At 68.7% G+C, this 20258-nt stretch carries 19 protein-coding genes; 8 read left to right on the forward strand and 11 right to left on the reverse strand.

Annotated elements, in window-relative coordinates; genetic code table 11:
• The first annotated feature begins 3 nt into the window (after positions 1-3).
• Positions 4-1800: an aminopeptidase P family protein gene (locus tag FOA17_RS07045; RefSeq protein WP_149140771.1), complete on the forward strand. Its 1797-nt coding sequence runs from the start codon at positions 4-6 to the stop codon at positions 1798-1800.
• 103 nt (positions 1801-1903) lie between these two features.
• Here the strand turns inward: FOA17_RS07045 and FOA17_RS07050 are convergent, their stop codons facing one another.
• Both FOA17_RS07050 and mgtE read right to left on the reverse strand, forming a co-directional pair.
• Positions 1904-2455 carry a 5-formyltetrahydrofolate cyclo-ligase gene (locus FOA17_RS07050; protein ID WP_149140772.1) on the reverse strand — a complete coding sequence of 184 codons (552 nt, stop codon included), beginning with the start codon at positions 2453-2455 and terminating at the stop codon, positions 1904-1906.
• Positions 2455-3831, reverse strand: coding sequence for a magnesium transporter (gene mgtE, locus FOA17_RS07055; protein WP_149140773.1), 1377 nt, complete (start codon positions 3829-3831; stop codon positions 2455-2457). Before mgtE ends, FOA17_RS07050 begins: the two co-directional genes overlap by 1 nt.
• Positions 3832-3953: 122 nt before the next feature.
• Between mgtE and guaD the strand changes: the two genes are divergently transcribed.
• The gene (gene guaD / locus FOA17_RS07060; RefSeq protein WP_149140774.1) at positions 3954-5231 is read left to right on the forward strand and encodes a guanine deaminase; all 1278 of its coding nucleotides are present in this window, start codon (positions 3954-3956) and stop codon (positions 5229-5231) included.
• A gap of 74 nt (positions 5232-5305) precedes the next feature.
• Here guaD and FOA17_RS07065 read toward each other — a convergent pair whose 3' ends face one another.
• Complete coding sequence (locus tag FOA17_RS07065; protein WP_420841688.1) at positions 5306-6115, reverse strand: beta-keto acid cleavage family enzyme; 810 nt, start codon at positions 6113-6115, stop codon at positions 5306-5308.
• The gene (locus tag FOA17_RS07070) at positions 6112-7440 is read right to left on the reverse strand and encodes an aspartate aminotransferase family protein (RefSeq protein ID WP_149140775.1); all 1329 of its coding nucleotides are present in this window, start codon (positions 7438-7440) and stop codon (positions 6112-6114) included. Before FOA17_RS07070 ends, FOA17_RS07065 begins: the two co-directional genes overlap by 4 nt.
• A 120-nt stretch (positions 7441-7560) precedes the next feature.
• Between FOA17_RS07070 and FOA17_RS07075 the strand changes: the two genes are divergently transcribed.
• Both FOA17_RS07075 and FOA17_RS07080 read left to right on the forward strand, forming a co-directional pair.
• Positions 7561-8580 (forward strand): C45 family autoproteolytic acyltransferase/hydrolase, encoded by a 1020-nt coding sequence (locus tag FOA17_RS07075; protein WP_149140776.1) that lies wholly within the window; start codon positions 7561-7563, stop codon positions 8578-8580.
• Positions 8537-9457, forward strand: coding sequence for a MurR/RpiR family transcriptional regulator (locus FOA17_RS07080; protein ID WP_149140777.1), 921 nt, complete (start codon positions 8537-8539; stop codon positions 9455-9457). The genes FOA17_RS07075 and FOA17_RS07080 overlap by 44 nt, the downstream gene beginning before the upstream one ends.
• 4 nt (positions 9458-9461) lie before the next feature.
• Here the strand turns inward: FOA17_RS07080 and FOA17_RS07085 are convergent, their stop codons facing one another.
• Positions 9462-10499 (reverse strand): Ldh family oxidoreductase, encoded by a 1038-nt coding sequence (locus FOA17_RS07085; RefSeq protein ID WP_149140778.1) that lies wholly within the window; start codon positions 10497-10499, stop codon positions 9462-9464.
• Positions 10500-10526: 27 nt separating this feature from the next.
• Positions 10527-11174 carry a helix-turn-helix domain-containing protein gene (locus FOA17_RS07090; protein WP_238991759.1) on the reverse strand — a complete coding sequence of 216 codons (648 nt, stop codon included), beginning with the start codon at positions 11172-11174 and terminating at the stop codon, positions 10527-10529.
• A 166-nt stretch (positions 11175-11340) separates the two neighbouring features.
• On the opposite strand from FOA17_RS07090, the gene FOA17_RS07095 reads away from it, so the two are divergent.
• From FOA17_RS07095 to FOA17_RS07105, 3 genes are read left to right on the forward strand one after another with little or no spacing between them, the layout of a single operon-like run.
• Complete coding sequence (locus FOA17_RS07095) at positions 11341-12300, forward strand: dihydrodipicolinate synthase family protein (RefSeq protein WP_149140780.1); 960 nt, start codon at positions 11341-11343, stop codon at positions 12298-12300.
• Positions 12291-13214, forward strand: a complete 924-nt coding sequence (locus tag FOA17_RS07100) for a 4-hydroxyproline epimerase (protein WP_149140781.1) — start codon at positions 12291-12293, stop codon at positions 13212-13214. The genes FOA17_RS07095 and FOA17_RS07100 overlap by 10 nt, the downstream gene beginning before the upstream one ends.
• A gap of 26 nt (positions 13215-13240) precedes the next feature.
• On the forward strand, positions 13241-14491 hold the full coding sequence (locus FOA17_RS07105) for an NAD(P)/FAD-dependent oxidoreductase (RefSeq protein ID WP_149140782.1): 1251 nt from the start codon (positions 13241-13243) through the stop codon (positions 14489-14491).
• A gap of 100 nt (positions 14492-14591) precedes the next feature.
• Here FOA17_RS07105 and FOA17_RS07110 read toward each other — a convergent pair whose 3' ends face one another.
• From FOA17_RS07110 to FOA17_RS07125, 4 genes are all read right to left on the reverse strand, one after another.
• The gene (locus tag FOA17_RS07110; protein WP_149140783.1) at positions 14592-14909 is read right to left on the reverse strand and encodes a hypothetical protein; all 318 of its coding nucleotides are present in this window, start codon (positions 14907-14909) and stop codon (positions 14592-14594) included.
• 65 nt (positions 14910-14974) lie between these two features.
• A complete protein-coding gene (locus tag FOA17_RS07115) occupies positions 14975-16327 on the reverse strand; it encodes an 8-oxoguanine deaminase (RefSeq protein ID WP_149140784.1) in 1353 nt (450 codons plus the stop codon).
• A gap of 158 nt (positions 16328-16485) precedes the next feature.
• Positions 16486-17286, reverse strand: coding sequence for a histidinol-phosphatase (hisN, locus tag FOA17_RS07120; RefSeq protein ID WP_149140785.1), 801 nt, complete (start codon positions 17284-17286; stop codon positions 16486-16488).
• Positions 17287-17387: 101 nt separating this feature from the next.
• Positions 17388-17750 carry a helix-turn-helix domain-containing protein gene (locus FOA17_RS07125; RefSeq protein ID WP_149140786.1) on the reverse strand — a complete coding sequence of 121 codons (363 nt, stop codon included), beginning with the start codon at positions 17748-17750 and terminating at the stop codon, positions 17388-17390.
• Between the two features lie 310 nt (positions 17751-18060).
• Between FOA17_RS07125 and FOA17_RS07130 the strand changes: the two genes are divergently transcribed.
• Entirely contained in the window at positions 18061-19023 is a 963-nt protein-coding gene (locus FOA17_RS07130; RefSeq protein WP_149140787.1) for an NADPH:quinone oxidoreductase family protein, read from the forward strand.
• 200 nt (positions 19024-19223) lie between these two features.
• Here FOA17_RS07130 and FOA17_RS07135 read toward each other — a convergent pair whose 3' ends face one another.
• Complete coding sequence (locus tag FOA17_RS07135) at positions 19224-20204, reverse strand: Gfo/Idh/MocA family protein (protein WP_149140788.1); 981 nt, start codon at positions 20202-20204, stop codon at positions 19224-19226.
• Positions 20205-20258: the final 54 nt, after the last annotated feature.

Here is a 20258-nt window from a genome sequence, read left to right on the forward strand (position 1 = left end):
GCGGTGTTTCAGACATTCACCACCACATCCGATCCGTCGCAGGGTGCGGCACGGCTGACGGCGCTGCGGGCGCGGCTGGCGGCCGAGGGCCTGGCGGGGTTTCTGGTGCCGCGCGCCGATGCGCATCAGGGCGAATATGTCGCGCCGCGGGACGAGCGTCTGGCTTGGCTTACCGGCTTTACCGGCTCGGCCGGGTTTGCGGTGGTCTTGCCGGCGGTGGCGGGGGTCTTTGTCGATGGGCGCTACCGGATCCAGCTGCGCGAGCAGGTCGATCTGGCGGCCTTTGCGCCGGTGGACTGGCCCGAGACGCTGCCCGGGCCCTGGATCAGCGCGCATCTGGCGGCGGGGGAGCTGGGCTTTGACCCCTGGCTGCACAGCGCGGAGGAGATCGCGCGGCTGGAGGCGGATCTGACGGGCAGCGCGGTGACGCTGCGCCCCTGCCCCAACATGATCGACGCGATCTGGCCCGATCAGCCGGCGCCGCCGCTGGGGCGGGCTTTTGTCCATCCCGATGCGCTGGCCGGGGCGACCAGTCTGGAAAAGCGCGACCGGCTGGCTGCGGAATTGCGCGCCGCGGGGCAGAAGGCCGCGGTGATCACGCTGCCGGATTCGATCTGCTGGCTGCTGAACATCCGGGGTGCGGATGTGCCGCGCAACCCGGTGCTGCATGGTTTCGCCATTCTGCATGACGATGCGCGGGTCACGCTTTATGCCGATCCCGCCAAGTTTGACGAGGCGGTGCGCGCGCATCTTGGGGCGCATGTGACGCTGCGCCCGCCTTCGGCCCTGGTGCCGGCGCTGCATTCGCTGACCGGCCCGGTGCGGGTGGACCGCACCAGCGCGCCGCTGGCCATCGCGCAGGAGCTGGAGGAGGCGGGCGTCGCGATGGTCTGGGGCGACGATCCCTGCCGGATGCCCAAGGCCTGCAAGAACGCGGCCGAAATCGCGGGCACCCGCGCGGCGCATCTGCGCGACGGGGCGGCGGTCGTGCGCTTTCTGCATTGGCTGGACGAGACCGCACCGCAGGGCGGGTTGACCGAGATCGCGGTGGTCCGGGCGCTGGAGGGGTTTCGCCGCGAGACCAATGCGCTGCATGATATCAGCTTTGACACGATCAGCGGCGCGGGGCCGAATGGGGCGATCATCCATTACCGCGTGACCGAGGCGACCGACCGCGCCGTCAGGCCGGGCGAATTGCTGCTGGTGGATAGCGGGGCGCAATATCAGGACGGCACGACCGACATCACCCGCACCATGCCGATCGGCCCGGCGGGGGCGGAGGAGCGCGCCTGCTATACCCGGGTCTTGCAGGGATTGGTGGCCATCAGCCGGCTGCGCTTTCCGCGCGGGGTGGCGGGGCGCGATCTGGATGCGCTGGCGCGGGCGGCCTTGTGGATGGCGGGGCAGGATTACGATCACGGCACAGGGCATGGTGTCGGCGCCTTCCTGTCGGTGCATGAGGGGCCGCAGCGCCTGTCACGGCTGTCGGAGGTGCCGCTGCGGGCGGGGATGATCCTGTCGAACGAGCCGGGCTATTACCGGCCGGGCGCCTTTGGCATCCGGCTGGAGAACCTGATCGTGGTCGAGGAGGCGCCGCCCCTGGGCGACAACCGGCCGCAATTCCGGTTCGAGACCCTGACCTTCGTGCCCTTTGACCGGCGGCTGATCGACCTCGCGCAACTGGCGCCGGGCGAGCGGGCCTGGCTCGATGCCTATCACGCCGAGGTTCTGGCGAAGATCGGGCAGCGGGTCGAGGGCGCGGTTCTGGACTGGTTGCGGGCGGCCTGCGCGCCGCTGTGACAGCCGCGCAAGCGGTGCCGGATCAAGGGGGCGCTCGCGCCCCCTCTGGGCCTGGCGGCCCATTCACCCCCGAGGATATTTGAAAACAGATGAAAGGGCGGCGTCAGGCGAAGTGCAGGACGCCGGTTTCGGTGACGATGGCGTCAAGCCGCTGATCCACCGCCTCGATCGGCACTTCGGGCAGTTCCTGCGCGGTGAAGGCAAAGCCGATGGCGAGCGTGGGGCGGCGGGCGCGCAGCCCTTCAAGCGTGCGGTCGTAGAAGCCGCCGCCATAGCCCAGCCGGTAGCCGCGCCGATCCCAGGCGACCAGCGGCACGATCACGATCTCGGGCTCGATCCAGGCGCCTTCGGCCGGGATGCGGGCGCCGAAGGCGCCGTCGATCAGGGCGCAGCCCGGGGTCCATTCGCGGAATTTCAGCGGCAGACCCGCGCCCTGGATCACCGGCACGCAGACCGGGCCGGGATGGGCGGCCATCGCCTCTTGCGGGTCGATCTCGGTCCGCATGGCCATGTAGCCGGCCAGCGGGCGGGCGCCTTGCGGGGCGATCAGATCGGCGAGGATCGCCGCCGCCTGCCCCTGCCCCCGGTCGAAGGCCGCCTTGCGCGCCACGAAGGCCGCCTTGCGCGCCGCCGCCTTTTCGTCATGGATCGTCATCACAGAAGCACCACCGTCGCGAGGCCGAGAAAGGCGAAGAAGCCGAAGACATCCGTCATGGTCGTAACGAATGTGCCCGAGGACAATGCCGGATCAAATCCCATCCGGTCGAGCAAAAGCGGCACCACGACGCCCGCCAGCGCCGCGATCAGCAGATTGACGATCAGCGCGGCGCCCAGCACCGCCCCCAGCAAGGGCATGCCGAACAGGCCCCAGCCCACGGCGCCCATGATCAGCGCGAAGACCACGCCGTTGATCAGCCCCACCCCCGCCTCGCGGCGCACCACGCGCAGGGCGTTCTGTTCGGTCAGGTCGCGGGTGGCCAGCGCCCGCACCGCCACGGTGAGCGATTGCGTCCCCGCATTGCCGCCCATCGAGGCGACGATGGGCATCAGCGCCGCCAGCGCCACCAGCGCGGAAATCGTGCCCTCGAACAACGAGATGACGAAGGCCGCCAGATTGGCGGTGACGAGGTTGACCAGCAGCCAGGGCAGCCGCCCCTTCACCGTATCGACCACCCCGTCGGAAATGGAGCTTTCATCGCCCACGCCGGCGAGGCGCAGCATGTCTTCCTCATGTTCCTCGTCCAGCACGTTCATCGCGTCATCAATGGTGATGACGCCGACAAGGCGGCCGTTCTCATCCACCACCGGGCAGGAAATCAGGTGATACTGGTTGAAGATATAGGCGACATCGGATTCCTCGTCGGTCGCCTCGACCGTGCGAAAGCTGTCTTCGACGATGTCGCGCAACTGGATCGCCCGGCGCGAGGACAACAGCCGCCCCAGCGTGACATAGCCCTTGGGGCGCATGCGCGGGTCGATCAGGATCACATGATAGAACTGGTCGGGCAGATGATCGGCACCGCGCAGGAAGTCGATTGTTTCGCCCACCGTCCAGTGTTCGGGCGCAACCACCACCTCGCGCTGCATCAGACGGCCGGCGGAATATTCCGGGTAGCTCAGCGCGCGTTCGACGGCGACGCGGTCGGCATCCTCCAGCGCGTCAAGGATGCGCTCCTGCTGCGGCGCCTCCAGATCCTCGAGAATGTCCACCACATCGTCGGTGTCCAGCTCGCGCACGGCCTCGGCCACCACATCCTGCGGCAGGGCCTCGATCACCTCCTCGCGGATCGATTCGTCGATTTCCGACAGGATGTCGCCGTCGATCTCGCGCGCATAGAGCGCCAGGAAATCGCGTCGCTCGGCCGGGCCGATCTGTTCCAGCAGGTCGGCGATGTCGGCAGCGTGCAGCGGTTCGGCCAGTTCGCGCAGGCGCGCGCCGTCTCCGGCCTCCACCGCCTCCAGAATCGACGCGACCCGGCGGGGGTCGAGCGCCTCCTCCTCCTGCTCCAACGCTGCCTGGGTTTCGCTCATTCCGCCTCCGAACCGATTGCGGCGACCTTATGCGAAGCAGTTTCAAAGAAACAGGGTGAAGCGGGAAATTTACGGATCGCTGCCAGAAGGATAGTCTCTGCGGGTTTGCAAGGGGAATGCCGATGACCGATCTTCTGCTGGGCCGGGTGCTGTCTTTCACCGCCGATCCGTTCACGGCCGGCCCCGAGGCCGCGCGGCTGGACGAGGCGGTGGTGATCGCAGAGGGCCGCATCGTGGCGACCGGCACGGCCGAGGCGCTGCGCCGCGCCCATCCGCAGGCCCGCGTCACCGATTACGGCGGGCGGCTGATCTCGGCCGGGTTCATCGACGCGCATGTGCATTACCCGCAGACCGCCATCATCGCGAGCTGGGGCAAGCGGCTGATCGACTGGCTGAACACCTATACCTTCCCCGAGGAGATGCGCTTTGCCGACCCCGCCTATGCCGCGACCATCGCCGCGCGCTATCTGGATCTGACGCGGGCGCAGGGCACGACCTCGGTCTGTTCCTATGCGACGATTCACCCGGCCTCGGTCGATGCGCTGATGGCGGCGGCGCAGGCGCGGGGGCAGCGGATCTGGACCGGCAAGACCTGCATGGACCGCAACGCCCCCGAGGGGCTGCGCGACACGGCGCAATCGGCCCATGACGACAGCGCGGCGCTTCTGGCGAAATGGCATGGGGTGGACAGGCTTTCCTATGTGATCACGCCGCGCTTTTCGCCCACCTCGACCCCCGAACAGCTGGAGGCGCTTGGCGCGCTCTGGGCGGCGAACCCGTCCTGTCTGATGCAGACGCATCTGAGCGAACAGACCGACGAAATCGCCTGGGTCAAGGGCCTGTTCCCGCAGGCGCGCGACTATCTAGATACCTATGAACAGTTCGGTCTGCTGGGGCGCGGCGGGCTTTATGGCCATGCGATCCATCTGGAGCCGCGCGAGAAGGACCGCCTGCGCGAGGTGGATGCAAGCCTGATCCATTGCCCGACCTCCAACACCTTCATCGGGTCGGGCCTGTTCGACATGGGCGGGCTGAAGGCGGCGGGGCAGCGGATCGGGCTGGCCACCGATACCGGGGGCGGGTCGTCGTTTTCGATGCTGCGCACCATGGCCGCCGCCTATGAGGTGGGCCAGCTGCGGGGCCGGCCGCTGCATCCCGCCGAATTGTGGTGGCTGGCGACGCTGGGTTCGGCGCAAAGCCTGCATGCCGATCACCTGATCGGCAATATCGCCCCGGGGATGGAGGCCGATCTGGTGGTGATCGACCTCGCCTCCACACCCGCCATCGCCCAGGCCAGCGCCCGCGCCGAAACCCTGTGGGAGGCGCTGTTTCCCACGATCATGATGGGCGACGACCGCGCCATCCACGCGGTCTGGATCGCGGGCCAGCCCGCCGGCTGAGCGCGACGGCGCGGCAGGATCAAGGGGTGGATCGCCCCGCTTCAGCCCCCTTGACCGGACGCGGGCGACTATCGTCAGGACCGACCACCGGATACCGGCGAACCCTGCTCGCCGGCGGCCAGTAGCCCCGCCAGTTCCGCCACCCGTGCCGCGTTGGATGGGGCGCGGCGGCCATCCTGCATCCACAGGCTGTTCTCGAAACCGATCCGCGCCTTGCCCCCGGCACGGCAGGCCGCCAGCAGACAGGCGGTTTCGGCCGGGCCAAAGGCGCAGACTGCCCAATCGGCGGACAGTCCCGCCGCGCGCTGCCGCGCCAGCCGCGGTGCCAGATCGGCGGGGGTGGCGGAATCGCCACTGGCATAGGCGCCCAGCACATGCAGGATCTGCACACGGCCCGCCGGGATCGTGCCCGCCGCAAGCAGCGCGGCCAGGTGGTCCACCTCTTGCGGCGCATAAAGGATATGCTGCACCGCCACGCCCGCCTCGGCGCAATCGTGAAAGAAGGCGCGGGTCAACCGGGTATCAGGCTCTTGCGTGATTTCGCGCAGCGCGACCGAAACCATGGCCGGGCGCAGCGCCCTGACCAGCGCGCGCTGCGCGGCGGGGTCATAGCGGCCCACGGATTCGGTCGTGATCTGCACCGCCATCGCCGGCACGACCCGCGCCAGTTCGGCCTGCAATTCGGCGTAAAGCCCGGCATCCAGCACATGCTGCCCGGCCGCGTCCCGCACATGGGCATGAATGCCCCCTGCCCCTGCCGCAAAGCAGGCGGCGGCGCAGGCCACGATTTCGGGGATGGTGACCGGCAGGGCCGGATGATCCGCCTTGCCGCGCCGCGCGCCATTCGGGGCGACCATGATCCTGGGCAGGTCGGGCAAGGTCATGCCCCAAGTGCCCCACGCAGCGCGCGACCCAGCTTGTCGATTAGCTCGTCGATCTGGGCATCCTTGATGATGAAGGGCGGCGCCAGCAGGATGTGATCGCCGCGCTGCCCGTCCAGCGTGCCCCCCATCGGATAACAGATCAGCCCGGCCTCGAAGGCACGCGCCTTCACCTCGGCATGCAGTTTGCGCGCCGGATCGAAGGGCGCCTTCGTCTCGCGGTCGGCCACCAGTTCGAGGCCGCGAAACAAGCCACGGCCGCGAATGTCGCCGATATGGGGGTGCTGGCCAAAGGCCGCGCGCAGCGCCGCATCCAGCCGCGCGCCCTGCGCCTGCACCCGCGCCAGCAGGCCACGGTCCAGAATGGCCGCCAGCACCGCGCCCGCCCCCGCCGCCGCGACGGGGTGGCCCATATAGGTATGGCCATGCTGGAAAAACCCCGACCCGCCCGCGATCGCCGCATAGATCGCCCCCGAGGCCAGCAGCGCCCCGATCGGCTGGTATCCCGCCCCCAGACCCTTGGCGATGGTGATCATGTCGGGGGCCACGCCATCCTCGGCGCAGGCGAACAGATGGCCGGTGCGCCCCATGCCGCACATCACCTCGTCCAGGATCAGCAGCACCCCGTAGCGGTCGCAGATCTCGCGGATGCGGCGCAGATAGCCGGGCACCGCCGGCACCGCGCCCAATGTCGCACCGACCACCGGCTCGGCGATGAAGGCCATGACGGTTTCGGGGCCGAGGCGCAGGATCTCGGTCTCCAGCGCATCGGCGGCGCGCAGGCCGTATTCCGCCGCCGTCTCGCCGGGCAGGCGGTCGCGATATTCATAGCAGGGCGCGATATGGGTGGTTTCCACCAGAAGCGGCGCGAATTGCGCGCGCCGCCAGGCATTGCCGCCCGCCGCCAGCGCGCCCAGCGTATTGCCGTGATAGCTTTGCCGCCGCGCGATGACACGGTGCCGGCCGGGCTGGCCGATCTCGGTAAAATATTGCCGCGCGAGCTTGATCGCCGCCTCCACTGCCTCGGACCCGCCCGAGACGAGATAGACCCGGTCGATTCCCGCCGGGGCATGGGCGACAAGCCGGTCGGCCAGGGCCTCGGCCGGGCCCGAGGTGAAAAAGCCGGTATGGGCAAAGGCCAGACGGTCGATCTGGTCATGCAGCGCCGCGCGGATATCGGGGTCGGAATGGCCCAGACAGGACACCGCCGCCCCGCCCGAGCCGTCAAGATAGCGCTTGCCGGCCGCGTCGATCAGATAGCAACCCTCGCCGCGCACCGCTTCGGGCAGGGAACCACGGGTCGAACGTCCGAAAACATGGCCAGGCATGGCGGGCGCCTCCTCTGGATTCGGGGCTTCTGCGCCCGAAAGAAACGCAAGATTAATTGCATCACTTGCCATATCGTGCAATTCATTTTGCATTGATTGCATCAAACAGAAGGGGGCGCCATGCCGCAAGACAGGACAGCGCCGGGTCTGGGCTGGCTGGGCGTGGCGGGTGATGCGCATCAGACCGGCCTTGCGCTTGGCCGGCGCGGGGCGGCGGCGGTGGCGGCGCATCTGCGGCGGCATCCGCTCTGGTCGCAGGTCAATGCGCCCTGCCATTCTGCCCGCGTCGCCGCGATGGCCGCCGCCACCCAGGCCCGCTTTCCCCGCATCTGGGCCGAGATCGCCGGTCTGGCCGAAGGGCTGGGCCTGCCGCTGATGCAGGTCTTTGCCTGGAATTGCCGGGGCGATCTGCTGGCCTCGGTGCCTGACGGCTGCACCACCGTGCTGCTGCCGGGGCCAGAGCCGGTGCTGGCGCATAACGAAGACGGGCTGCCCTGCCTGCGTGATGCCTGTTTCATCGCCGAGATCCAGCCCGAAGACGCACCGGCGCTGCATGCCTTCTGCTATCCCGGCTCGATCCCCGGCCATACCTTTGCCTTTACGGCGGCGGGGTTGGTGCAGACGGTCAACAACCTGCGCCTGACCGGCATCGCGCCGGGCATTCCGCGCATGGTGCTGGGCCGGGCGGTGCTGGGTTGCGCCAGCCTGACCGAGGCGCTTGACCTGCTGCGCGACGCGCCGTCGGGCGGGTTTCACTTTGGCCTGATGCAGCGCGGCGATCCGCGGATTCTGTCGGTGGAATTCGGCGGCGGCGGGTGTTCGGTGCAAGAGATCACCCGCCCCGCGCTGCATGCCAATCACGCGCTGCACCTGCCCGGCGGCCTGCGGGCGCAGATCGTCACCGCCTCGTCGCGCGACCGGCAGGAACGCGGCGCGGCGCTGCTAGCGCGGGGCGCCGATCCGCTGACGATCCTGCGCGATGACGGCGGGGCGGGGCTTCCCATCCGGCGCGATGCGCCCGATGATCCCGATGAGGAAAACACGCTCGCCACCGCCGTGATCCGGCTGGCGGGCCCGCAGATCGACTGGAGCATTCATGACCGCGCCGCCGGACCCGCCCGCCATCGCGGCACCGCCTGACAGTCTGGACGGGCTGCGGGCGCTTGCGCTTGGCATCGCGCGGGGCGAGGCGGGGGTGCGGCTGGGCGCCAAGGCCGGCGCCGCGCTGGCGCGGCTGCTGGATATGGTGGGCGATCCGGCGCTGCTGTCGATCACCAGCCTGGCCGCGCGGCTGGAGGTGCATCCCTCGACGCTCACGCGCCTCGCCACATCGCTGGGCTATGCGGGTTTTCCGGCACTACAACATGTGCTGCTTTCGGCCTCGTTGACGGCGCCGGGGGCGTTCTATTCGCGGCAGGCCCGGGCGGCGCTTGACGGCGACAGTTCACCCCGCGCCCGCGCCGCGCAGCTTTGCCATGAAAATCAGGCCCTGATCGACCGCTTTATCGAAAGCCTGGACGAGGCGCGGTTCGAGGCGATGGCCGCGATGATCATGGCCGCGCCGCGCGTGCTGGTCCATGGCATCCGCCAGTTCCATGCGGTCGCCAGTTTTCTGGTCTACGGGCTGCGGATGATCCGGCGCGATGTCGCGCTGCTGGATGCCGACGGGCTGGGCATGGCCGAGGGGCTGGCCATGCTGGGCGAGGACGGGCTGCTGATCTCCGCCAGCTGCGCGCCCTATTCGGCGCAGGTGGTGGCCGTCGCGGCCGAGGCGCGGCGGCGCGGTCTTGCGACACTGGCGATCACCGATCACACCAATGCGCCGCTGGCGCAAAGCGCGCAGGCGGTGCTGCTGGTCGGGCATGAGACCAGCTTTCTGTCCAACAGCATCGGCGCCTTTGTCGTGGCGACGGAATGCCTGATCAATGCCTGCGCCGCCGCCCGCCCCGAGGCCGCGCGCGCGGCCCTGCGCGACCGCGAGGCGCTGATTGCCCGGCTGGGGGTCGAGACCGGCTGACCCGTCAGGCGCTGACGGCGGCCAGCCCTTCGGCCTCGAACCGTTCCAGCCGGGCCAGTTCGTCGGCGCTCAGGGCGATGCCGTCGCGCAGCGCCCGATCCCGCGCGGCAAAGCGACGCTCTGACGGCAGGCGCGCGCCCTGCGCGCCGAAGGCGGTCAGCAGCCGCTCGCCCTCGGCGATCGGGTCGCGGCCGCTGCGGGCGGCAAAGACCTGCGGATCGAGCGCCAGCACCAGGGCGCCATGACGCGGCAAGAGATCGCCGCCCCCCATGAATTCCAGCGCCTCCCTGCTCATGAATTCGCCCAGCATGGCGCCGGCCAGCAGTTCGATCATGGTCGAGATGGCCGATCCCTTATGCCCGCCAAAGGTAAGCATCGCGCCCGCCAGCGCGGTTTGCGGGTCGGTGGTGGGCTGGCCGTCGCCATCCACGGCCCAACCTTCGGGGATCGGTTTGCCGGCACGGCGATGCAGCTCGATCTCGCCCCGCGCGGCGACGCTGGTCGCAAAGTCGAATACATAGGGATGGGGCCCCGGGCGCGGCCAGCCAAAGGCCAGCGGATTGGTGCCCAAAAGCGGCGCCTTGCCGCCGGCGGGGGCGACAAAGGCATAGCTCGGGCACATGGAAAGCGCGGCCAGACCCTGCCCCGCCAGCGCCTCCACATCATGCCAGAGCGCCGAGAAATGCAGGCAATCGCGGATCACCAGCGCGGCAAGGCCGGTTTCCCGCGCGCGGGCGGCCAGCAGATCGCGCGCCGCGTCGAAGGCCGGGTTGGCAAAGCCGCCGCCCGCATCGACCTCGATCACCGCCCGGCCGCCATCGTGGATCGCCGGCACCGCCCCGGGCGCCACCCGGCCCGCCGCGATCACCTTCAGGCATCCCTCCAGCCGATAGAGCCCGTGGGATTTGCAATTGTCCCGCTCGCCCGCGACGATGACGGCGGCCACCGAACGCGCGCTTTCCGGGCGCAGCCCCGCGCGGCGAAAGATGGTCTCGACCCGCGCCAGCAATGCGTCGCAGGAAATGGGTTCGGGGGGCGTCATGCGCGGCAGTCTCCTTGCATCGGGGGGTCAGGGCTGCGCCTGCCGGTCCACGTCGATATAGGTGCAGGCCCAGAAAATGCGCGCCTCGTCATCGTCCAGCGCGCGCAGGCCATGTTTCAGCGTGCTGTCGAAATAGGCGCAATCGCCGGGTTCCAGCACGACCGGTTGGTAATGCTCCACCACCAGCTCGATCCGGCCCGACAGCACGAACAGCGTTTCTTCGCCGTCATGTGCCTCCAGCTCGTCGGGGCGCATGGGCGGGCGTTTTTCGACACGGGTCACCAGCGGGATGATCTTTTTCTCGGCCAGGGCATTGCACAGAACCTCGTATTCAAAGTTCTTGGAGCGCACCTTGCGGCCCTGCCCGGCCTTGGTCACCGTCATCCGCGTCGTCTGATGCGCGTCGTGATCCGAGGAAAACAGCCGCTCCATGCCGATGTCATAGGCGCGGGCGATGCGGACCAGGTTTTCATAGCTGGGCGAGACGCGGCCATTCTCGATCTTGTGGATGGTCGAAAGCGCAAGCCCGCTGCGCTGCGCCGCCGCCTCAAGCGTCAGGCCGCAGGCCTGGCGCACCGCCTTCATCCGGCTGCCGAGGTCCGACCGCAATTGCAGCCGCTCGGCCTCCCATCCATCCTGCCCGGGCTCGGGGGCCTCGTCAGAAGATTTTTCCATTCGCGTCATATTTTTCTTTTTTTACCAATCATGATCGTTTAAGCATAGTTTCACGGCGGAGGCAAGACTGGCAACCGTCAATCATCCGCAAATGCCCCGAACCCGGCCGTTTCACGGCCCGAACCGCCATGCCCGGCGCGAACCGCACCATTCAGAGGGAAGCCCCATGACCAGCAATGTCTTTCACAGCACGATCCCCGCGCTGCTGACCCCCTGCACCCCCGACCGCCAGCCCGATTTCGACGCCCTGGTGCGCAAGGGGCAAGAGATGATGCAGGCCGGCATGTCGGGCGTGGTCTATTGCGGTTCCTGCGGGGACTGGCCGCTCTTGTCCGATGCGCAGCGGATGGAGGGCGTGGCGCGGCTGATCGGCGCCGGGGTGCCGGTCGTCGTCGGCACCGGCGCGATCAATACCCGATCGGCGGTCGCCCATGCCGAGCATGCGCAACAGATGGGCGCGGCCGGCCTGATGGTGATCCCGCGCGTGCTGTCGCGCGGCCAGTCGGTCGCGGCGCAGCGCAACCATTTCAAGGCCATCCTCGCCGCCGCGCCGGATGTGCCCGCGATCATCTACAACAGCCCGCATTACGGCTTTGCCACCCGGGCCGACCTGTTCTTTGCCCTGCGCGCCGAACACAGGAACCTTGTCGGTTTCAAGGAATTCGGCGGCAAGGCCGATCTCAGCTACGCCGCCGAACACATCACCTCGCAAGAGGATGACGTGATCCTGATGGTGGGTGTCGATACCGAGGTGCATCACGGCTTTGTCAAATGCGGCGCGGTCGGCACGATCACCGGCATCGGCACGATCTTTCCCGAAGTGGCGCTGTTGCAGGTGGCGCTGTGCCGCCGCGCGGCGGCGGGCTGCCCCGAGGCCGATCTGCGCGCCCGCGAACTGGCCGAGGCCTTTTCGGTGCTGGCGAAATTCGACGAAGGCGTCGATCTGGTGCTGTATTTCAAGCATCTGATGGTGCTGAAGGGCGAGCCGGCCTATGCGCTCCATTTCAACGAAACCGACGCGCTGTCGCCGTCGCAGGCGGGGTTCTGCACGGCGCAGTTCCACCAGTTCAACCGCTGGTTCGCGGCCTGGTCGCAACAGGGCGGGGTCATCGCCGAATGCATGTGATCGACAGCCATACCGGGGGCGAACCGACCCGGGTCATCCTCGACGGTGGCCCCGATCTGGGCGACGGGCCGCTCTCTGCCCGCGCGGCGCGGCTGGCGCGCGACCATCGCGATTTCTGCAACGCCGTCACGCAAGAGCCGCGCGGCCAGACGGCGATGGTCTGCGCCTTGCTGGTGAAACCGGTCGATCCAGGCTGCGTGACCGGCGTGATCTATTTCGATGCCGGGGCCGTGCTGGGCATGTGCGGCCATGGCACGATCGGCCTCGCCGTCACGCTGGCGCATCTGGGGCGCATCGGCCCCGGCCAGCACCGGATCGAAACGCCGGCCGGCGTGGTCACCGTCGATCTGCATGACGCAGCGCGCGTGACGGTGACCAATGTCGAAAGCCGCCGCCTGCACCGCCAGATCACGGTCGAGGTGGCAGGGATCGGCCCGGTCACCGGCGACATCGCCTATGGCGGCAATGTGTTCTTCCTCGTCGATCCCAGCCCGATCGCGGTGACAAGGGCACAGATCCCGCAACTGACCAACCTCGCCATCGCCCTGCGCGACGCGCTGCACGCAAAAGGCATCGACGGCCCGCCGGTCGATCACGTCATCCTCTACGGCCCCGCCCTGACGCCCGAGGGGCATAGCCGCAACTTTGTGCTCTGCCCGGATGATTGCTATGACCGCTCGCCCTGCGGCACCGGCTGTTCGGCGCGGCTGGCCTGCCTCGCCGCCGAGGGGCAATTGGCCGCGGGCGCCGAGATCGTGCAGGAAAGCGTGATCGGCAGCACCTACAGGCTTTCCTGGCAGCCGGGGCCAACCGGCGGCGTCATCCCCCGGATCACCGGCAGCGCCTGGGTCATGGCCGAGACGCGGCTGATCTTTCAACCCGACGACCCGTTCCGCGCGGGCATCCCGCTCTAGCCCCCTGACCCAGCCCGAGGCCCGCCATGACCGACCCGACCCCTTCAGACATCCTCGTGATCGGCGCGGGCATCATCGGGGTGACCACCGCGCTGGCCTTGCAGACCGAAGGCCACCGGGTGCGCCTGATCGACCGCAAGGGCATCGCCGCCGAAACCTCGCGCGGGAATGCCGGCGCCTTTGCCTTCAGCGAGGTGGAGCCGCTCGCCACCCCCGGCATCCTGCGCAAGGCGCCGAAATGGCTGCTCGATCCGCTGGGCCCGCTGGCGCTGCGCCCGGCCTATGCGCTGCAAATCCTGCCCTGGATGCTGCGCTTTGCCCGCGCCACCCGGCCCGCGCGCCACGCCGCGGCAGTCAGCGCACAGGCCAGCCTGATGACCCTGTCGCGACAGGCGCTTGAACGGCTGATCCCCCGCGTGGGCGGCGAAGCACTGATGCGGCGCGAGGGGCAGTTGCAGGTCTATGAAGGCCAGGCCCGCCTCGATGCCGCCCGGCCCGCCTGGGATCTGCGCCGCCGCCACGGCATCGCCTTCGACCTGCTGGAAAGCCCCGGCGCCATCGCCGAGATCCAGCCCGGCCTCAGCCCGCGTTTCACCCATGCCGGCTTTACCCCCGCCTGGATGAACACCGTCGATCCCGCCCGCTGGGCCGAACATCTGGCCCGCGCCTTCACCGCCGCCGGCGGCATGATCGAGATCGCCGAGATCCGCGCCCTGACCCCGGATGCTGAAGGTGTCACCGTTACCACCAATACCGGCACATCGCGGGCGGCGCAGGTCGTCGTGGCGGCCGGCGCCTGGTCACATCGCCTCGCCCGCATGCTGGGCGACCGCATCCCGCTGGAAACCGAACGCGGCTACAACACCACCTTCGCGACCACCCGCTTCGACCTGCGCACCCATCTCACCTTCAGCGATCACGGCTTCGTCGTCAGCCGCATCGGCGAAGGGCTGCGCATCGGCGGCGCGGTCGAACTGGGCGGCCTCGACCTGCCGCCGAATTACCGCCGCGCCGATCACCTCCTGCGCAAGGCCGCCGCCTTCCTGCCCGGCCTCGATACCGAGGGCGGCACGCAATGGATGGGCTTCCGCCCCTCGCTGCCCGACAGCCTGCCGGTCATCGCCCGGGCACCGGGAGCCGATCGGGTGATCTATGCCTTCGGCCATGGCCATCTGGGCCTGACCCAATCGGCCAGCACCGCCGAACTCGTCGCGGCTCTGGTCGCGCGCCGCGCCCCCGCCATCCCGCTTGCCGCCTTCGATCCCGGGCGGTTCTGACACCGTCCGCCTGTCCTTCATCTGTTCAAAAATATCCTGCGGGGAGGTCCGGAGGGGTGCAAAACCCCTCCGGCGCCCGCCACAGGCGCCAAGGCCGGGATCAGTCTTCCAAGAGCCCCCAGCCATCGGGGACAAAGTCGAATTTCAGCGCGATCTCGGTCGCGATCTTTTCGTGCTGCCAGATCACCTCGGCGCTGATCTTCAGCGGGCCGATCTCGGCATCCAGCAATTCATCCTCGTCATCGCGGCGGGTGCGAAAGCCCCGCGCCTCCAGCGCCTTCTGCACCCCGGCCCAATCGGCCTCCACATCCTCGGGGTAGAACTGATAGGTGACGGTGGCGGTGCCCGGCGCCTCGGCGGCGAAGGCCTCGAAACTCTCAAAGGTTTCGGCCTTCTGGGCTTTGTAATCGTGGCTCATGGCAGGATCCCTCTCTTTGTGCTGTCATGCCCCAGCCCGCGCGGCGAGACAAGCACCGCCCGGCATCACAGCCCCGCCAGCCGCCGCGCCAGCGCGCCCTGGCGTTCGATCACCCGCGGCAGATCAAGCGTGACCATCCGCCCGTCGCGCACCACCGGCCGTCCATCCACGAACAGATCGCGCACCCGGGTCGGGCCGCAAAGCATCAGCGCGGCGACCGGATCCCAGGCCCCGGCCGCCTCGATCCCGCGCATGTCCCAGATCGCCAGATCGGCGCGCTTGCCGGGGGTCAGGGCGCCGCAATCGCCGCGTCCCAGCACCTGCGCCCCGCCCAGCGTGGCGATCTCCAGCGCTTCGCGCGCGCTCATCGCATCGGCGCCGCGCGCCACACGCTGCAACAAAAGCGCCTGCCGCGCCTCGGTCACCAGATTGCCCGCGTCATTGGAGGCAGAGCCATCGACCCCCAGCCCCACCTTGACCCCGGCATCGCGCATCGCCCGCACCGGCGCGATGCCGCTGCCCAGCCGGCAATTGGAACAGGGGCAATGCGCTACCCCGGTCGCGCTGCGGGCAAACAGCCCGATCTCCGCCCCGTCCAGCTTGACGCAATGCGCATGCCAGACATCGGGGCCGGTCCAGCCCAGATCCTCGGCATATTGGCCGGGACGGCAGCCGAATTGCGCCAGGCTATAGGCGACATCCTCGTCATTTTCCGCCAGATGGGTGTGCAGCATCACCCCCTTGTCGCGCGCCAGAAGCGCCGCCTCGCGCATCAGGTCGCGGCTGACGGAAAATGGCGAACACGGGGCCAGACCCACGCGCACCATCGCCCCCTCGGCCGGGTCGTGAAAGGCATCGACGACGCGGATACTGTCCTCCAGGATGGCGGCCTCGCGTTCGACCAGACTGTCGGGCGGCAGGCCGCCCGCGCTTTCGCCAATGCTCATCGCGCCGCGCGTCGGGTGGAAACGCAGGCCCACCTCGCGCGCGGCGGCGATCGTGTCATCCAGCCGCCCGCCATTGGGATAAAGATAGAGGTGATCCGAGGTCAGCGTGCAGCCCGACAGCGCCAGTTCGGCCAGTCCGACCTGGGCCGAGACGAACATCTCCTCCGGGCCGAAGCGCGCCCAGATCGGGTAAAGCGTGCGAAGCCAGCCGAACAGCAGCGCATCCTGCCCGCCCGGCACGACCCGGGTCAGCGTCTGGTACAGATGGTGATGGGTGTTCACCAGGCCGGGCGTCACCACGCAGCCCGCAGCCTCGATCACCTGCCCGCGGGTAGTCAGCCCCTGCCCCACGGCGGCAATCGTGCCGCCCCGGATCAGCACATCGCCGCCCGCGATCTCGCGCCGCGTGCCATCCATGGTGACAACCACATCCGCCCTGCGGATCAGGATTTCGGTCGAATCGGCCAACATGCGAGTCCCCTTGCGCCATGAAAACGCCCCTTCGGTGCCGTCAGCGGACGCGCGACAGAAGGGGGAAGGACTCGCCGCGTCGCGCCCAATCTATGCCGGTGGCCCTGGTCGCGCCAAGCCCCCTCTGCCGGGAAATTCGGCAAATGCGACGGGCGCGCTCAGCCCGCCAGGGCGGCCAGCGCCTGCGCATGCAGTTCGGCGCAGCTGGCCGCGACCACGCGCCCGCCCTGATGCGCCGGGCGCCCCTGCCAGTCGGTGACAATGCCGCCCGCCGCCTCGATCACCGCGATCGGCGCCTGCACGTCATAGGCCTGCAAGCCCGCCTCGACCACCAGGTCGATATGGCCCGCGGCCAGCAGGGCATAGGCATAGCAATCGGTGCCATAGCGCGTCAGCCGGCATTGCCGCGACAGGCGCTGAAAGGCGGCGCCTTCCTCGGGCGTGCCGACCTCGGGGAAGGTGGACATCAGGATCGCCTCGGCCAGCGGGCGGGCGGGCCGCACCTGCAAGCCACGCGCCCAATGCGGCCCCTGCATCGTGGCGCGGCCAAAGCCGCCCTCGAAGCGTTCGCCGATATAGGGCTGGTCGATCAGGCCATAGATCGGCCCGGTCTCATCCGCGACCGAAATCAACACGCCCCAGGTGGGCGTGCCACACAGATAGGACCGCGTGCCGTCGATCGGATCCAGCACCCAGGTCAGGCCGGATTGCCCGGCCAAGGCGCCCATCTCCTCGCCCAGGATGCCATCCTGCGGGCGGCGTTCGGCCAGAATCGCGCGCATCCGCTGCTCCGACAGGCGATCGGCCACGGTGACCGGATCAAAGCGCTGCGCTTCCTTGTTTTCGGCAGTCAGGTCGCGGCTGCGGAAATGCTGCAAGGTGGCCTCACGCGCGGTATCGGCCAGCGCATGTGCCACCTCGATCAATTCGCGTTGCACCGCATCGGAATAGCGCGTCATCCCAGCCCTCCTGACCCTGTCGCCAAAGGGCTAGCGCCCGGCGCCCGGCAGGTCAACCCGGCCCAATCCCGGCCGGGCCGGACAAGGCGCCGCTTTCCGCGTCAGGCGGCGTCGCTCAGCACGCGGGCCAGATCGAACAGCCGGCGGCGCTGCGCCTCGGGGATCGCGTAATAGGACCGCACCAGCTCCAGCGCTTCCTTGTCGGCGAGGATATCCCCCTCGACCGGACCGGCGGCTTCGCGGCTGTCGTCGATGCCCTCGAAGAAGAAGGCGATGCCGACGCCCAGCGTCTCCGCGATATCCCACAGGCGGGACGCGGACACCCGGTTCATGCCGGTCTCGTATTTCTGGATCTGCTGGAACTTGATCCCGACACTGTCCGCAAGCTGTTGCTGCGTCATGCCGACCATCCAGCGACGATGCCGGATCCGTTTACCCACATGCGCATCGACCGGGTGCTTCATCTCGTAACTCCCTTTCAAACCGCCCGGCTGCCCGGGGACCGGCTCACGCAGCCTCAAGATGTAAGGCCAGGCCGGGTTTCTCCTCTTTCCCACGTTCGCCTTGATCAAAAAACCTGTCTTTTTGGACAGGGCAACTATACGAACGAATAACAACACGAAATTTCTGCCATATTTCCGTGATCTGAACAAAAGAAAATGCTAGGGGCAAGCACAATCTGACGCAGAATTTCTGCAACCCCCGGGCGCAGAGCCTGTCAGATACGCAGAATCGGCCGGCCCGAGCGGCCCGCCCGCCAGAACGGAGTGGCCCTTGCGCGCCTATCAGCTTTCCGCCCCCGGGGCGGCCCCCGCCTTCCAGACCCTCGACCTGCCGCCGCCGGGCCCGGGCGAGGTGCGCCTGCGCGTCGCGGCCTGCGGGCTGAATTTCGCCGATCTGCTGATGATCGAAGGGCGCTACCAGGAACGCCCCACGCCCCCCTTCACCCTGGGGATGGAACTGTCGGGCACGGTCACGGCGCTTGGCCCCGGGGTCAGTGGCCTCGCCCCCGGCGACCGGGTCGCGGCCTTTACCGGCCAGGGCGGCCTCGCGCCCGAGGCGAATGTGCCCGCGACGCGCTGCCTCCCCCTGCCCCCGGCCATGGACTTCGACACCGCCGCCGCTTTCCAGATCGCCTATGGCACCTCGCATCTGGCGCTGGACCACAAGGCGCGGCTGCAACCGGGCGAGACCCTGTTCGTCACCGGCGCGGCAGGCGGCGTCGGGCTGACCGCGGTGGAGATCGGCAAACGCATGGGGGCGACGGTCATCGCCTCGACCCGGGGCGCCGACAAGCTTGCCATCGCGCGGGCCGCCGGCGCGGATCACCTGATCGACAGCGAAAACCCCGACCTGCGCGGGCAGCTCAAGATGCTTGGCGGGGTGGACGTGGTCTATGACAGCGTCGGCGGCCCCGCCTTCATGGAAGCCCTGCGCGCCACCCGCCCCGAGGGCCGGCTGCTCGCCATCGGCTTTGCCGGCGGCGAGGTGCCGCAAGTGCCCGCGAACCTGCTGCTGGTCAAGAATCTCAGCGTGATGGGCCTCTACTGGGGCGGCTACCTGACCTTCCGCCCCGAGGTGCTGACCGCCAGCCTGCAAACTCTGGCCGGCTGGATCGCCGAAGGCAGCCTGCACCCCCATATCGGCGCGCGTTTCCCGCTCGACCGTGTCGAAGAGGCGCTGGAAACCCTGCGCGCGCGCCGCTCCACCGGCAAGATCGTCGTGACGATGGGCTGAACCAGCCCCGCGCGGGTCAAGGGGGCGCTCGCGCCCCCTCTGGCCTCACGGCCATTCACCCCCTGAGGATATTTTTGAACAGATGAAGGCCAAGACGCGCTTCTGCCCCCGTCATCTGTTCAAAAATATCCTCGGGGGGAGGCCCGAAGGGCCGTGGGGGGCAGACAGCCCCCCTGCGCGGCCGGGGCCGCGTGCGGCGATCAGATTTCGGTCGCGCCGGCAAAGACGCGGTCGATCATCGCCTGTGTCCCGCGCGAGAATTCCAGCGGGCAGTCATAGGCCAGCCCCTCTGCCACGCTGCGCCCGAAGGCCTCGACCTGGCGCATATACTGGTTCACGCCGGGATAGCGGAACAGTTCCGACTGGCCCCCGCCGCGGTGCAGTTCGACCTGCGCCTCGCCGAACAGTCCCGCATTGAAGGGCGCGGTCAGTCGGATCAGGCCCTTTGTGCCCTGGAACACCACCTCTTGCCGCGGAAACAGCCGCATCGAGGTGATGGCGGAATAGGTGAAACGGCCCTGCGGGCCCTCCATCTCGCCCGTGACCTGGGCGAAAGTATCGACGCCCCCTTCAAACCGGATGCGGGACTGGAGCGTGACCGGCTCTGCCTGCGCGGCAAAGCGCACCGATCCATAGGTATAGACGCCGATATCGCGAATTCCCCCGCCGCCGGTTTCGGGGCGGTTGCGGATATTGCCCGGTTGGGTGCGATTGTCATAGCTGAAGGCGGTGTCCACATGTTCCAGCCGCCCGATCGCGCCCTCGGCGATCAGGGCGCGGGCCTTTTGCCATTGCGGGTGATGCACGATCATATAGGCCTCGGCCACCAGCCGGCCCGAGGCATCGCGGGCGGCGATCAGGGCGTCGAATTCCGCGGCCTGCATGGTCATCGGCTTTTCGGTCAGCACATGTTTGCCCGCCGCGATCGCCTTCAGCGACCAGTCGAGATGCAGCGTGTTCGGCAGCGGAATATAGACCGCATCGACCGCCGGATCGGCTAGCAGCGCCTCATAGCTGTCATGCAGGCGCAGGCCGGGGGCGAAGGCGGCAAAGGGCGCGGCCTTTTCCGGGCTGGAGGTCGCCAGCGCCACCAGTTCCGCCCCGCGCGCGGCATGGATCGCCGGCCCCATGTGGTTGAGCGCGAATTGCGCGGCCCCCAGAATGCCCCAGCGTAGTGTCATGATGCCCCCCATCTGCCGTTGCGCGGCAGGCTAGCCCGGGGGGGCGGCGGGGGC

The organism is Gemmobacter caeruleus (assembly GCF_008271655.1).
Lineage (GTDB): Bacteria > Pseudomonadota > Alphaproteobacteria > Rhodobacterales > Rhodobacteraceae > Gemmobacter > Gemmobacter caeruleus.

Coding starts and splice junctions, on each gene's coding strand:
- guaD (WP_149140774.1), top strand. CDS start 3,954: ATGACCGATCTTCTGCTGGGCCGGGTGCTGTCTTTCACCGCCGATCCG.
- FOA17_RS07075 (WP_149140776.1), top strand. CDS start 7,561: ATGCCGCAAGACAGGACAGCGCCGGGTCTGGGCTGGCTGGGCGTGGCG.
- FOA17_RS07070 (WP_149140775.1), bottom strand. CDS start 7,440: ATGCCTGGCCATGTTTTCGGACGTTCGACCCGTGGTTCCCTGCCCGAA.
- FOA17_RS07085 (WP_149140778.1), bottom strand. CDS start 10,499: ATGACGCCCCCCGAACCCATTTCCTGCGACGCATTGCTGGCGCGGGTC.
- FOA17_RS07095 (WP_149140780.1), top strand. CDS start 11,341: ATGACCAGCAATGTCTTTCACAGCACGATCCCCGCGCTGCTGACCCCC.
- FOA17_RS07115 (WP_149140784.1), bottom strand. CDS start 16,327: ATGTTGGCCGATTCGACCGAAATCCTGATCCGCAGGGCGGATGTGGTT.
- FOA17_RS07090 (WP_238991759.1), bottom strand. CDS start 11,174: ATGGAAAAATCTTCTGACGAGGCCCCCGAGCCCGGGCAGGATGGATGG.
- FOA17_RS07065 (WP_420841688.1), bottom strand. CDS start 6,115: ATGACCTTGCCCGACCTGCCCAGGATCATGGTCGCCCCGAATGGCGCG.
- mgtE (WP_149140773.1), bottom strand. CDS start 3,831: ATGAGCGAAACCCAGGCAGCGTTGGAGCAGGAGGAGGAGGCGCTCGAC.
- FOA17_RS07125 (WP_149140786.1), bottom strand. CDS start 17,750: ATGAAGCACCCGGTCGATGCGCATGTGGGTAAACGGATCCGGCATCGT.
- FOA17_RS07080 (WP_149140777.1), top strand. CDS start 8,537: ATGACCGCGCCGCCGGACCCGCCCGCCATCGCGGCACCGCCTGACAGT.
- FOA17_RS07110 (WP_149140783.1), bottom strand. CDS start 14,909: ATGAGCCACGATTACAAAGCCCAGAAGGCCGAAACCTTTGAGAGTTTC.
- FOA17_RS07135 (WP_149140788.1), bottom strand. CDS start 20,204: ATGACACTACGCTGGGGCATTCTGGGGGCCGCGCAATTCGCGCTCAAC.
- FOA17_RS07050 (WP_149140772.1), bottom strand. CDS start 2,455: ATGACGATCCATGACGAAAAGGCGGCGGCGCGCAAGGCGGCCTTCGTG.
- hisN (WP_149140785.1), bottom strand. CDS start 17,286: ATGACGCGCTATTCCGATGCGGTGCAACGCGAATTGATCGAGGTGGCA.
- FOA17_RS07100 (WP_149140781.1), top strand. CDS start 12,291: ATGCATGTGATCGACAGCCATACCGGGGGCGAACCGACCCGGGTCATC.
- FOA17_RS07105 (WP_149140782.1), top strand. CDS start 13,241: ATGACCGACCCGACCCCTTCAGACATCCTCGTGATCGGCGCGGGCATC.